The sequence below is a fragment of the Paenibacillus tyrphae genome, from assembly GCF_027925525.1.
GTDB classification, from domain to species: domain Bacteria; phylum Bacillota; class Bacilli; order Paenibacillales; family NBRC-103111; genus Paenibacillus_G; species Paenibacillus_G tyrfis_B.
Genome location: NZ_BSDJ01000013.1, coordinates 134,605 through 147,611 on the forward strand (window position 1 = coordinate 134,605; position 13,007 = coordinate 147,611).

The following is a 13,007-nucleotide window of genomic DNA, read 5'->3' on the forward strand; positions in this document are numbered from 1 at the left end:
CTCTAACGATCTTCTTTAAGTATTCCTTTCCATAATAGGGAAAAGGTTGTTTCGGCCGCATGGATAAAATAATCCGGGCTGCCGAATATCAGTTTGGCGGTCAAGCCTTCGTAAATCGTATGCACGGCGAGCGCGCCTTCCTTCGGATGGACCTGCGTGGTCGAATCGAGCTGAAAAGCAAGCTCCAGCAGATGAAGCAAATGATGCGAATACAATTCGTACATAGTAATGCATAGTTCCTGCAGTGGCTCGGGAGGCATGAACGCCATCAGAAACATCAGCTTCACATTCCGGTTGGTTGCGTATCGATCTTCCATCTCTTTAACGAAGGTGCGCAGCAGCGCCTGCAGCGGCTCTCCCTTATGCTCGTGAAAAAACGTGGTCAAGTAGGCAATTTCCTGCTTCGTTGCGTCCTCGTGGATTTCCACGACCAAATCTTTCTTGTTCTCAAAATGAGCGTACATCGACTGCTTTTTAATCCCTACCTCTTGGGCAATGTCCGCCAGCTTCGTGCCTTCGTAACCGTATTGCAGCAGATGCCCTATGGCGGCTTTCTTGATCTCTTCTCTTCGGCTCATCGTACCCACCTTGGCTTTATGACTCATTTACCTTACCTTGGTCAGGTAAACATATCGGTAATATTATCACATAATCAGCTGTTTTCAAACAGGAAACTTACTGCAGTCAGTTCATTATAAAAAACAAGTCTTGAAACTCGGTCCAGAGTTTGCTATATTTTTTGTTTGTGGGGCTTCTGCTTTTAACGGCCAGAGCCACCGCGGGTGGGTGAGGGTTAACTAGAACCGAGGATCGGTTATGATATTTTCGCAGCGATTTAAAGCTAGCTTGTTGGTACTGACCGGCGCTGCATCGTACGGGATACTGTCCACTTGCGTCAAGCTGGCGTATAAGGACGGCTTTTCGCCTGCCGAAGTGACGGGTAGCCAAGTGATGTTCGGCTTTGTGGCTTTGTGGCTTCTGAGCATCCGTTGCTGGGGTTACATGAAGAAGATGCCGAGGATCGTCTTTCTGAAGCTGCTCGGCAGCGGGGTGTTTACGGGGCTTACCGGCGTGTTTTACTACTACGCCCTGCAAACGTTGAGCGCATCGTTCGCGGTGCTGCTGCTGTTCCAGTTCACTTGGATGGGGCTGCTCGCGGATTGGCTGCTGCAAAAAAAAGCGCCCAACCGTTTTCAGCTCATCGGCGTTGTCATCGTGCTGGCCGGCACGCTGTTCGCCTCCGGCTTTCTCGAAGGCAGCGTGCCTCAGCTCAGCTGGACCGGTATCGGTCTCGGGTTGCTTGCGGCCGCAAGCTATACGCTGACTGTCTATTTCAGCGGCAGGGTTGCGACAGACGTGCCTGCGATTTTGCGCAGCTCGTGGATGCTGACGGGAGCGGTCATCGTCGTGTCGCTTATTTATCCGCCGACGTTTCTGTGGAGCGGCGCGCTGACGAACGGCTTGTGGGGATGGGCGATCATTCTCAGCCTGTTCGGCATGATCCTTCCGCCATACTTGTATACCAAGGGTGCCCCGCACCTCAGTACCGGCGTAGCCTCCATCATCGGGGCGATCGAGCTGCCCGTCGTCATTGTGTGCTCCAGCCTGCTGCTTCATGAGCGGACCGGCTTGCTCCAGTGGCTCGGCATCGGACTTATTTTTGCCGGCATCGTTGTATCCGAATGGAGAAGCAAGAACGCGAGCCAAAGCGAACGGCAGCAACGATTTGATGTAAATTAAAAAGAGGCATTCTTCCGAGTAGACGTGAATCTGCTTGGAAGAAGCCTCTTTTTTGTATGCCAGGGTACGATTTTTATTCTTTCCTGTATTGACTTAGCCGCTGCAGGGTACCGGCTGCTTCGCTCATCAATTCGCCGATCAGCTTGCTTGCGGATCGAGACCTATTCAAGCGCAGCGCTTGCCCGGCCCAGAGCGACATATACTGCGGGTTATTTTCGTTCGTCGCGGCCTTGCGAATGTCTTGCGTTAATTTATTTTGGATAGGGTACTCGGGAATGGGGCCCGAATATTGCTTCATATCCGAAATAAATTCATTTTTGATCCCACGGGCCGCTTTTCCCGAAAAAGCGACGGTCACCGTCGTATCCTCTTCACCGCTTTGAAGGATGGCCCGCTTATGCTGCTCGTGGGCGCCGCTTTCGTCGCAGGTCAGAAAAGCGGTACCCATCTGTACGCCGGAAGCGCCCAGCGCCAGGCTGGCGACGATTCCGCTGCCATCCATAATGCCTCCAGAGGCGATAACGGGAGTGCGGACTTGGGCGACGATTTGAGGCACAAGCGCCATCGTTCCGACCAGTCCGTCCTCGTAACGGCCAAGGAACGTGCCGCGGTGTCCGCCGGCTTCACTGCCCTGGGCGACGATAAGGTCGATCCCCGCCGCTTCAAGCGCCAGCGCTTCGCGAACCGTGGTCGCGGTCCCGATGAGTTTAATGCCTTCGCTTTTCAGCTTGCCGATGTGCTCCGGCGAAGGAATGCCGAAGGTAAAGCTGAACACAGGCACACGTTCGTCCAGAATGACTTGAAGCTGCTCTTCGAATGTTTCTTGAAACTTAGCGGGCATAGTCCCCGGCGCAAGCTTAAACCGTTCCCGGTAACGGTTTAACCACTCGTTCATGCACGCTGCGGTCTCGCCAGGCGGACCGAACGATTCAGGGGTAAACAAATTGACGGCGAAAGGGCGCTCCGTCAGACGGCGGACGTCCTTGATGGCGCGTTTGATTTGTTCCGGCGAGAGATATCCGGCCCCAACCGTCCCCAGACCGCCGGCTTCCGACACGGCGGCTACGAGCTCTGGCGTCGTCGGCCCCCCGGCCATGCCGGCTTGTATGATGGGATAGGTACATCCGACGAGTTCTGTCATCGGGGTAGAAAACATGGTACAGCACTCCTTCCAATACTATGACGGCATATCCAAACCAGCTATGTTTTCATCATAAGCAATCCGCTTCATCAAGTAAAATCGCAATAGCAGATACCCTACATCTTAATCTAAGATGGCTGGCTGGGGCCGCGCGGCACAAGGAAGCGGTTTTTGATCTCATGGAGAAACACCTTGTAGGCTTGCGTCAAATAGGCGTCTTTCCGGCGAATAAATACCGTTTGAACCTGTCCGTACCGCTCTGGGATCGGAAAGGATCGGACGAGGCTTTCCTTGGTATTGCTACGCACGATCGATTCGGGAAGCAGCGAGACGCCAAGTCCGGCGGCAACGCAGCCGATAATCGTTTCCAAGGTGCCGAACTCCATAACTTTGACGGGCATGACGCCTTCCTCTTGAAGCCAGCCAAGCAGCTTGGCCCGGTAGGAGCAGCCGGAACGAAATACGAGAACGGTACGGCCCGTCAATTCCTTGGGAAAATCAAGACGCGGATGCAATGCGTCCGTGACAAGGACAAGCTCTTCCTCGAAGACGGAATCCTGCATCAGCTCCGGATGTTCCACGGGTCCCATGACAAACGCTCCGTCCAAGCTGTAATCGAGCACCGCCTGAATCAATTGCTGCGACGGTCCCGTCACGAAAGACAAATCGACCTCCGGGCACATCCGGTGATAGTCTGCAAGCAGGTGGGGGAGCCGCACGGCGGCGGTCGTTTCCATCGACCCGATCGACAACGGCCCGGTCGGCGTCGACGCATCTTGAACCGCTTTGCGCGCCTCTTCCAATAAACGCAGTACTTTGTCGGCGTACTCAAGCAGCGTTTTGCCGGCAGAAGTCAGCGTAATGCCCCGGTTATGCCGGTAAAAGAGCGGGGCGCCAAGCTCTTTTTCGAGCTGCTTGATTTTCGTGGTGACGTTGGATTGCGCGTAATTTAGCAGCTGCGCGGCTTTGGAGACGCTGCCGCTCCGCGCGGCGGCTTGAAATACTTGAAGAGCTGCGGTATCCAGCGGCATGATCGGTGCCTCCTTTGGTATATGAAAAAATGATACATAATATCAAAATCATTTTATTTACATGATATCAGGTTGCATCTATGATAGACAAGACAATAACGTTTTGTTGAACGAGACAGCGGAGGGATCAGGATGAACGAGCAAAAAAAGCGTTCGCTATTATTGGTCGGCGGGGGAATCGCTTCTCTTTTTATCGCAATGGGGGTCGGGCGGTTCGCATATACGCCGATTCTTCCGCTGATGCTGAAGCAGCAGCTGTTTTCCGAGGCGGGCGCCGGTGCGCTGGCGTCGTCGAATTATGCGGGTTATTTGGCCGGTGCGATTATGACTGCTTTGAAGGCTCGGAAGGAGAGCAGATTGAGCCGGCTGAAGCTGGCGCTTATCGTCAGCGTGGCGACGACGGCATGGATGGGGATCGCGGACAGCTATGCGCTTTGGTTCGTGCTGCGCTTCGTCTCCGGCTTCGCAAGCGCCGTAATCTTCGTTTACGTGTCCGGATTGGTCATGGACGGCTTGGCGGGGCTGTCGAAGCCTCATCATGCGGTGGGGCTCTTTTACAGTGGCGTCGGCCTCGGCATAACCTCGACCGGCTTTGCGGTCCCTTGGCTGCATGAGCAGTACGGCTGGCGCGGCACGTGGCTTGGCATGGCGCTTATATGCGCCGTTTTGCTGGCGCTGGCGTGGACGAAGCTTCGGGAACCGGCGGGTTCAGCGGCGGCCGGGGCCCGCGTAGGTTCATCCGTCCCCGAGGACCGCGGTTCGCTGACAAGCTTCAAAATACGGCTGCTGATCGTCTACGGACTGGAAGGGCTCGGCTACATCGTGACCGGTACGTTTCTGGTCGCTTACGTGCAGCAGCTTCCGGCGATGCAGTCTTTTTCAGCCTGGAGCTGGATTTTGACCGGTGCGACGGCCGTTCCTTCCTGCTGGCTGTGGTCCCTGCTCGCGGGCCGGGTCGGCAGCAGGGCGGCTTTATTCGCGGCCATGGCGCTCCAAGCGGTCGGGATCGCGCTTCCCGTCATTTATCCGGCCTGGCCGGGCGTACTTGCGGGGGCCGTGTTGTTCGGCTTTACGTTCATGGGCGTCACGACGCTGACTATTTCGTGGACGCGGCAGCGGATGCCGGCCGATTCCGGAACATTTGTCGGCGTCCTCACCGCCGTTTACGGCACCGGGCAGGTGGCCGGTCCGATCGCCGCAGGCTGGATGGTGTCGGGCAGCGGGCACTACCAAGGGGCGTTAATCGGCGCAGCCTCGATCGTGTGCGCCGGGGCGCTCGCTACGATTTTTCCGGCCGGACGTAAGGGGAAGGGCGCTTTAACAAAGACGGCCCGAACATCGGCAGTCAAACGGTGAAATAGACCGCGGGCAAGGCAACGCGTTTGCTTTATACTTGAACTCATCATCGGATTCTCAGCGAATCCCCGAGTACGAGACTCTTAACGGGTATCGTCAGCCGGGAGCCGCGGGGAATCCGATCTTTTTTGCCACGAAACAAAAAAGCCCCGTACACGTATAATTGAACGACATGAGTCGGGTGTTCAATCCTGACAAATTCTATATACCTTGAAGTCAAAATTTGATATGCTGATAGAGTTGTGTTCCGGGTGCAACATTTTGCCCGACGCACTCGTTTATAAGGTTGCAAGAGAGGGGGATCCCAGTGGTAGCGCCTGAAGTTATCAAGGCTGCCCAGTCGGGCGATCGCGACGCTCTAATTACCCTATTGCGCGAAATTGAAAATCACGTCTACCGTACCGCTTATTACATTTTAAACAATGAGCAGGATGCGATGGACGCCGCTCAGGAAGCGTTAATCCGAATTTATACGAAGATCAACTCCTACGAAGAAAAGGCTCAATTTAAAACGTGGGTGCAGCGCATCGTGACCAACTTGTGCATCGATAAATTCCGCCGGGCCAAGCCTACGGTTTCGATCGAGCAGCACGATTTGAGCTTTACCGACCATAAAACGGTGGAAGACGAAGTGATGTCTACGTATATCGCTCAGGACATCCGAGATGCAATCGACAAGCTCCCCGAGCACCATCGGTCCGTCGTGGTGCTTCGATACTTGCAGGATTTTTCCTACAATGAAATAGCGGAATCGCTCGACTTGCCGATCAACACGGTGAAATCTTATTTGTTCCGGGCAAGACAGCAGCTCCAAACCATCCTGAGGGAGTACAAAAAGCCAAGCGGCGACGCGGTTCGAGGGTAAGCGGCGCAGCATGAAGAGGATATACGAATCGTTACGGAAAGGTAGTGTACGGGGATGATGTGTCAAGAGGTGATCGAACTGATGCAGAGATACCTGGACCGGGATCTCGATGAAACGGAGTACAGCCGGATGCTTCAGCATCTGCAGCAGTGTCCGGATTGCACGGAATTGTTCGAACGTCTTGTTAATTTATCGAACGAGCTGGAGAGCTTGCCCAAGGTAACGCCGCCATTCAGCCTGGTCGATGCCATATTGCCGAAGCTGGAGCAGCTTGAAGCGGCAGGAGCCGTACCGGATGCCGCTTACGCCGCTTCCGACAAAATAGAGCGCGAGACGGAAGCGTTGCGGGCGAAGATCGTCGACGCTCCGGCGGACGAACGTCCGACCTGGGGAAGCTGGCGCAAAAATGTGCGGGAATGGATTTCTTTCCCCGTGTTCGGCGGCGTCGTGGCGGCCGGGCTCGTGTTCGGATTTTTCCTGTTCCAGCACCAGTCGAAACCTGATGGGGACGCGGGAAGATTGCTGCTCTCGATGACGGATAAGAAATTGGAAAATGCTGCGGCCAGTCAAGCGACCGATACGGCGAAAAGCCAGCCAGCGGCGCAGGCGGGGGGCAAGGCGGATAAATCTCTTCCCTCAGGCGTCTCCGATAACAAAGCGGTGTCCGAGGAGCACAAGCCCCAAGCTTCGTCGGCAGGAAGCGGCGACGCCAACAAGGAAGCTGCTGTCCAATCGAGAAGCTCCGATGCAGCGGATGCGGACCGGAGCGCAAGTCAGACTGCCGTACCCCGACAGCAGACGTCTGGAAGCGGGGACAAGACGGCGGAACCGGAGCATCCCGTTCAGGAGCAGCTGCCGAAGGCTCCGGCCGAGAGACGCGATAATGCAGCGGTGCCTTCTCAGCAGCCCGCGTCTCCTCCGGAACAGGAAAAAGGGATTCCGTCCGGAGACCGTGGCGGTCAACAGACGGTAGCTCCGAAGAACGGCGGTGGCGAGCAAGCCAAGGGCTTCATCGCCTCTGATCCAACCCAGCCTTCGGAAGAAGAAGCGGCTACCTCCGAGTCGGCCAACGCGGGCGGTGCCGAAGCGATGGATCAGCCGACGTTGGAAGGCTCCGCTCAAGGCGGCTCGCCTATGGGCATTGCCGCGAAGCCGGACTCAAAGCCTGCAGTTCACGAGCTTGCATCCTCGGACGGGAAGTATAAGGCATCGGTCCGGGAAGAGCAAATTGTTATTTTTGACAAAGACGGCAAGGAGCTGTACGCGTCCGGCTACAATTGGAAGGGGGCGGATCGCATCGAACTTGTGGAATGGTCTGGTGACGGGAAGTTGACGTACCGGGTCAACATGTCCGACCAGTCCAAGACGTTCGTCATCGACCTCAAAGCCAAGAACGAAACGGAAGTCAAATCGAGCAAGCCGTAACCGAAAACGGGTTTCAACAAGTTCATGAAAGTTTAACATATTGGTAAAGAGAACTGTTGCACCCCACGGCGTACATTCACGTATATATACAATAGATTAAGTCGGAAGACGATTCACGTCGTATGACCATCTGTGGGCCGGTTTCTAGAGCTTGCCTGGCAGATGTTTATATAGATGCGTTTCGGGCAAAGGGATTAGGTCGGGCCTTAGGGCTTTGACGTAATCCCTTTGTTGTTGGTATCATGAAGGACGTAAAGCAGAGCGGGAAGGAACGGTGGGCGGCACGATGGATTACAAAACGGCGATGAAGCACATCAGCAAGGGGCAGTTTAAGCCCGTATACATAGCCTATGGGGCGGAAAGCTATCTGATTCAGGAGCTGATCGCCCGGTTGACGGACAAGCTGATCGAGCCGGAGCATAAAGCGTTTGCCGTATCGCGGTACGATCTGACGGAAACACCGGTCGACGCCGTCATCGAGGAGGCGGAGACGCTGCCTTTTATGGTGCCGAGCAAGCTGGTCGTGGCGACGAATGCGTTGTTTCTGACAGGCGCCAAGGAAAGCGGCAAAGTGGAGCATTCGCTCGAACGGCTCGCGGACTATTTGAAAGCCCCGGCGGATTTCTCCATTATCGTCTTTACGGTCGAGGCGGACAAGCTGGACGAGCGCAAAAAGATCGTCAAGGCGCTGAAGGAAGCCGATGCGCTTGTTCCGTGCGCCATGCTGTCTGCGGACGAACTGACGGGGTGGGTTAATCAGGAAGCCGGAAAAGCCGGTTTTTCGTTCGGTCCCGGGGTCGCGGAGCAGCTCATTCTGTACACGGGCACCAGTCTTCAGGCGCTCGTCAAGGAAGTGGAGAAATGCGCCCTCTACGTCGGTCAGGGAGGAACGCTGCAAGCCCAAGATTTGGAGCAGCTCGTCACGAGAAGCATCGAGCAGAACATTTTCCTGCTGATTGAGCATATCGTTCAGGTTAAGCTGGATCAGGCGTTTACGATGCTGAGCGAGCTTATCCGCCGCAAGGAGGAGCCGATCAAAATTGTGATGCTGATTGCCCGGCAGTTCCGCATTATGTTCCAAGTGAAGGATTTGATGCAGCAGGGCTATTCGCAGCAGCAAATCGCCGGCCAGCTCGGGCTGCATCCGTACGGCGTGAAAGTTGCGGCCGGTCAGGCGAACAAGTTCGAATTGAAGCAGCTTGCGGACATTTTGCGGCAGCTTGCGGATCTCGATTACCGGATGAAGAGCGGGAAAATCGACAAGGTGCTAGGCTTGGAAATGTTTCTGCTGCGGCTGGCGTCCTAAGGATACAAGAAAAGAGCATGATCGTTCCGGGAAGGGGCGGCCATGCTCTTGTTGTGTTTACTTTACAAAGCTCAAGTCCTTGTTATCGTATAATCGTATAACTTTATGTTGATAGAATTGCAGCTTGGATTCAAAGCTTGCTCGGTTGCTTTCAAAATCCCGCGTCCATTTATACATCAACTTTAACATCGTAAGATCCGAGTGATAATGGCACGTTTCAATCCCCAGTTGTTGTTTAAGAAACCGGGTAAATATTCGGATTTTGCGTTTCCACAGCGGCGTATCGAGAAAAATAATGGTGTCCGCCATATCAAATAAACATTGATACGATTCCCGGTCCGTTCCTTCGAATATCCAAGCTCCGCTTTTATCAATCTCCCTAATAACCTCGACTTGCTCATCCGCTGTACGTTTATACCGCCCGGCTGGCGTTTGAAGATGAACGATACCATCTAGCTCATACCAAGGAACATTCATCTTCTGGGATAACCGCTTCGCCAAGGTCGTCTTGCCGCTAGCTACGATTCCAACGATGAGAACCTTCTTCATACGAGCAGCTCCTTCATGTAAATAAAAAAGACCGACAGGACGAATGGCCTGAAGGTCTTTCTTTATCGCATGTATGTTGTTGACAACGGGTACGAAGACAAGGCCTCGTACCTGCTGCAACGCCGCTTAAGTACCTTACGATTGAGCGGAAAGAGCATTAAGTCTTTTCGCGAGACGGGACTTTTTGCGGGCAGCGGCATTTTTATGGATTAATCCTTTGGTCACTGCTTTGTCCAACTTTTTGCTGGCAGCGATCAGAGCGGCTTTAGCCGTTTCCACGTTGGTGCCTGCGATTGCAGTTTCAGCTGTTTTTACAGCCGTGCGGAGCGCGGATTTGTGCGAAGCGTTGCGAAGACGGCGCTTCTCGCTTACTTTCACGCGTTTAATCGCGGATTTAATGTTTGGCATGACGTTCACCTCCTACCACAACTTGCAAAAAAACATAGGTCATGTTTTGTTGACAACTCTTAATATTCTAACATGGGCAATATGAAAATGCAATAGAAACGCCGGACCGAGCCTGTAAAACTTTTGCATAACGGAATTGGCTTTTTCACACAATAACTTGGCGAGCCAGAATGAAAGGAGACGAGAGCATGGGATTGGATTTGAGCGCTTACTCCGTGCGGACGGATCTGGCCCTTGAGGCGCACGATTTGGCATCGGCCGGCGGCATGACGATACCGGGCATTGAGCGGACGCAGTACGAGGAGGAAGGCGTCCGGGTCAGCGTGATCGATATTACTTCCCAGGAGGGCTCCCAGGCGGTGGGGAAGCTCCCGGGTCATTATATAACCTTGGACGTGCCGGCCCTGCGTCAAAAAGACAGCGACCTGCAGGACCGGGTAGCCACAATATTCGCGCAGGAGTTCGAGAAATTTTTGCATAAGCTGAATATTGGGCCGAAGGCGAGCGTGTTGATCATCGGACTCGGCAACTGGAACGTGACCCCCGATGCGCTGGGACCGATGGTCGTGGAGAATGTTATGGTGACCCGCCATTATTTCGAGCTGATGCCGGATCAGGTCAGCCCGGGCTATCGTCCGGTGAGTTCCGTGGCGCCTGGCGTGCTTGGGACGACCGGGATCGAAACGAGCCAGATCGTGCAGGGAATCGTGGAGCAGGCGAAGCCCGATCTGGTCATCGCCATTGATGCGCTGGCATCCCGTTCACTCGAACGCGTCAACACGACGATTCAGATCGCGGACACGGGCATTCATCCCGGGTCGGGCATCGGCAACAAGCGCAGAGGCTTGACGCTGGATACGCTTGGGGTGCCCGTTATCGCCATCGGCGTGCCGACCGTCGTCTATGCGTCGACGATCGTGAACAATGCGTTCGATATGATGCATAACCATTTCCGCAAGCAGACGACGAACACCGGACATATTCTCGGTCTTCTCGACAATATGCAGGAGCAGGAGCGGCTGCAGCTGGTGAAGGAAGTGCTGAATCCGCTCGGCCACGATCTGCTCGTCACCCCGAAGGAGATCGATCAGTTCATCGAAGACATCGCCAATATTATTGCCAGCGGGTTGAATGCCGCGCTGCATGAGGCGGTCGATACGAGCAACGTGTCCGCATATACGCATTAAGCCGAACGAACGTCCGGGAACGGCAGGATGACGATCCTCCGCCCCGGGCGTTTTTGATTGCGCCGGTAAATTTGCTCATGCTCTATGATTTTCAGGTTCTATCTTCTAGCGCGGCTTCATAGAGTTGGTAATAGAGAAGCGGACATACTTCCCGGCGGCAAAAAGTGCCGGGGGTGCCTGCTCAGCCGAAGATGCACCAGAAGCCGAACAAGGAGGAATGGAACATGAAGTGGCCGGCCGTAACCGTCAATTTAAGCAGGTACCGGAAAATGGGACAAGCCATCGGCATGTACACTAGGACGTTTACCATCCTGATGACAGGATGTCTGTTGTTTTTTATAGCCATCGGATTGCTGGGGTATGTGCATTCGACCGTCTCTAACCCTTCCCCTTCCACGTCGATGAAGGGACTGGCGGCATCCGTCTCCAGCCGTTTCTTCATGGATATGATGGGGATGGAGGTGCCGGGCCTGCAGCAGGACCGCAAGTCGTTTACATTTTCGCAATCGAACGTGTCAGGCTTCCTGTTCTCGCTGTTTACCGATCTGAACCCGAAAGATCCGAAAACGTTTGTTTCTCGCGAGGTGCCCGGGCTGTCGCAGGAGCGCTCCGTGCTGCTGAGCGGCGCCGACGGCTTCGTCATCGATTCTCCCGAGGACTACGGCCCCAAATCCGACGTGTTCCAGCGCGGAGATCTGGGAGAAGCGGGCTCGATCACGGCCAATCCCAGAGCGAAATCGGTCGACGACGGAAAAGTGCAGGGTCCGGCTATCCCGCTGCCTGCGGCCGAAGGACCGAGAATGGCCGGCAAAAACGTCGCTTTCATCTATCAATCGCACAATCAGGAATCGTATTTGCCGGAGCTGCCCGGCGTCAGAGATCCGGACAAGGCGTACGACCCAAAACGGAACGTAACGCTGGTCGGGCTGCGGCTCGCCCAAATGCTGGAAAAGGAAGGGATCGGCGCCGTGCATTCCGATAAAAACTATCCGGCCATCGAAAAAAGCTTCAACTACTATTATTCCTACAAATATTCGTTCAAAACGCTGGAAGAGGCCGTATCCGGTCACCCGGACCTAAAATTTTATTTTGACATTCACCGCGACTCGCAGCGCCGCGACAAGACGACGGCGACGATCAACGGAAAAAACTATGCGCAAATCTACTTTATCATCGGCGGCAAAAATCCCAATTGGAAGCAAAACTACGAGTTCGCCGAACAGATCGACCGCGTGCTCGAAGCGAAGTATCCCGGTCTCTCCAAAGGCATTCATGCCAAAAACGGCGAGGGCAACGGCGTCTACAATCAGACCTTCTCCCCGAACAGCGTGCTGATCGAAGTCGGCGGCGTGGACAACAGCCTGGAGGAATGCTACCGCACCGTGGATGCGCTGGCCAAAGCGGTTTCCGAAGTGATCCTGAATGCGGAGAAGGTCGATGCGCCGGTTACAGACGGGAAAGACGGGAAACAGTAACGGCCCGTACCGAACCCCCGGCAAGAAAGAGAGGAGCGCGCGGTGAGAGGAAATGCGTTCGTCAAAGTCGGCGCCGTAGGATTGGCGATGGCCTTCTGCATCTTTTTCGGAGTCGCGCTTGCCACGCAGGGAACCGAGCGGATTCATGGCCCGCTGACTAAACCGCAGGCCGGAGCCGGAGAGGCGAAGCAGCATGCGTATACCGCTGCGCCAGCAGGGAAGCCGGGCGCCGGAGCGCATGCAGCGGGGCCGGAGCCCAAGCCGCATGCGCAGCGACCTGCGGAGGCCAAAGCGAAGCCGGCGATGCCGGAAGATCCGGCTGCGAACACGAGCATCAACCGTGTCGGGAACAAGACGGGAGAGCTGCTGCAGATTGCGGCGTATCACGGCATCCGTCTCGTCGTTTCCATATTTGAAGCGATCAGTCCATAAGTGCCGTCTTCGGGAACGGGACGGAGATGGAAGTTTAGGGGTGTCCATTGCTGCCCGCCGTCACAACTGCTATAATTAGAAGTATTGTAAAT

General features: G+C 54.9%; 13 protein-coding genes. 8 read left to right on the forward strand and 5 right to left on the reverse strand.

Annotated elements, in window-relative coordinates; all coding sequences use genetic code 11:
* Positions 1 to 2 precede the first annotated feature (2 nt).
* Positions 3 to 578 carry a TetR/AcrR family transcriptional regulator gene (locus QMG93_RS17925; protein ID WP_281938765.1) on the reverse strand — a complete coding sequence of 192 codons (576 nt, stop codon included), beginning with the start codon at positions 576 to 578 and terminating at the stop codon, positions 3 to 5.
* A gap of 238 nt (positions 579 to 816) precedes the next feature.
* Here QMG93_RS17925 and QMG93_RS17930 point away from each other — a divergent pair, with 238 nt between their 5' ends.
* Positions 817 to 1,740 (forward strand): EamA family transporter, encoded by a 924-nt coding sequence (locus tag QMG93_RS17930; protein WP_281938767.1) that lies wholly within the window; start codon positions 817 to 819, stop codon positions 1,738 to 1,740.
* Positions 1,741 to 1,813: 73 nt separating this feature from the next.
* On the opposite strand, the gene QMG93_RS17935 is transcribed toward QMG93_RS17930, so the two are convergent.
* Both QMG93_RS17935 and QMG93_RS17940 read right to left on the reverse strand, forming a co-directional pair.
* Positions 1,814 to 2,896 carry an NAD(P)H-dependent flavin oxidoreductase gene (locus QMG93_RS17935; RefSeq protein WP_281938769.1) on the reverse strand — a complete coding sequence of 361 codons (1,083 nt, stop codon included), beginning with the start codon at positions 2,894 to 2,896 and terminating at the stop codon, positions 1,814 to 1,816.
* Positions 2,897 to 3,009: 113 nt separating this feature from the next.
* Positions 3,010 to 3,906, reverse strand: coding sequence for a LysR family transcriptional regulator (locus tag QMG93_RS17940; protein WP_281938844.1), 897 nt, complete (start codon positions 3,904 to 3,906; stop codon positions 3,010 to 3,012).
* Between the two features lie 138 nt (positions 3,907 to 4,044).
* On the opposite strand from QMG93_RS17940, the gene QMG93_RS17945 reads away from it, so the two are divergent.
* The 4 genes from QMG93_RS17945 (at position 4,045) to holA (ending at position 8,864) form a co-directional block, all read left to right on the forward strand.
* The gene (locus QMG93_RS17945) at positions 4,045 to 5,268 is read left to right on the forward strand and encodes a YbfB/YjiJ family MFS transporter (RefSeq protein WP_281938771.1); all 1,224 of its coding nucleotides are present in this window, start codon (positions 4,045 to 4,047) and stop codon (positions 5,266 to 5,268) included.
* A gap of 307 nt (positions 5,269 to 5,575) precedes the next feature.
* Positions 5,576 to 6,133: an RNA polymerase sigma factor gene (locus QMG93_RS17950; RefSeq protein WP_036677069.1), complete on the forward strand. Its 558-nt coding sequence runs from the start codon at positions 5,576 to 5,578 to the stop codon at positions 6,131 to 6,133.
* 54 nt (positions 6,134 to 6,187) lie between these two features.
* Positions 6,188 to 7,558 (forward strand): zf-HC2 domain-containing protein, encoded by a 1,371-nt coding sequence (locus QMG93_RS17955; protein WP_281938773.1) that lies wholly within the window; start codon positions 6,188 to 6,190, stop codon positions 7,556 to 7,558.
* Between the two features lie 286 nt (positions 7,559 to 7,844).
* Positions 7,845 to 8,864: a DNA polymerase III subunit delta gene (gene holA / locus QMG93_RS17960; RefSeq protein ID WP_281938775.1), complete on the forward strand. Its 1,020-nt coding sequence runs from the start codon at positions 7,845 to 7,847 to the stop codon at positions 8,862 to 8,864.
* Between the two features lie 57 nt (positions 8,865 to 8,921).
* Here holA and QMG93_RS17965 read toward each other — a convergent pair whose 3' ends face one another.
* Together QMG93_RS17965 and rpsT are read right to left on the reverse strand one after the other, a co-directional pair.
* Positions 8,922 to 9,413 (reverse strand): hypothetical protein, encoded by a 492-nt coding sequence (locus QMG93_RS17965; protein WP_281938777.1) that lies wholly within the window; start codon positions 9,411 to 9,413, stop codon positions 8,922 to 8,924.
* A 135-nt stretch (positions 9,414 to 9,548) separates the two neighbouring features.
* The gene (gene rpsT / locus QMG93_RS17970; RefSeq protein ID WP_010495603.1) at positions 9,549 to 9,821 is read right to left on the reverse strand and encodes a 30S ribosomal protein S20; all 273 of its coding nucleotides are present in this window, start codon (positions 9,819 to 9,821) and stop codon (positions 9,549 to 9,551) included.
* Positions 9,822 to 10,009: 188 nt separating this feature from the next.
* Between rpsT and gpr the strand changes: the two genes are divergently transcribed.
* From gpr to QMG93_RS17985, 3 genes are all read left to right on the forward strand, one after another.
* Positions 10,010 to 11,008: a GPR endopeptidase gene (gene gpr, locus QMG93_RS17975; protein WP_253412754.1), complete on the forward strand. Its 999-nt coding sequence runs from the start codon at positions 10,010 to 10,012 to the stop codon at positions 11,006 to 11,008.
* Positions 11,009 to 11,232: 224 nt separating this feature from the next.
* Positions 11,233 to 12,483 carry a stage II sporulation protein P gene (spoIIP, locus tag QMG93_RS17980; RefSeq protein WP_281938781.1) on the forward strand — a complete coding sequence of 417 codons (1,251 nt, stop codon included), beginning with the start codon at positions 11,233 to 11,235 and terminating at the stop codon, positions 12,481 to 12,483.
* Between the two features lie 42 nt (positions 12,484 to 12,525).
* Complete coding sequence (locus QMG93_RS17985) at positions 12,526 to 12,915, forward strand: hypothetical protein (protein ID WP_281938783.1); 390 nt, start codon at positions 12,526 to 12,528, stop codon at positions 12,913 to 12,915.
* Positions 12,916 to 13,007 lie beyond the last annotated feature (92 nt).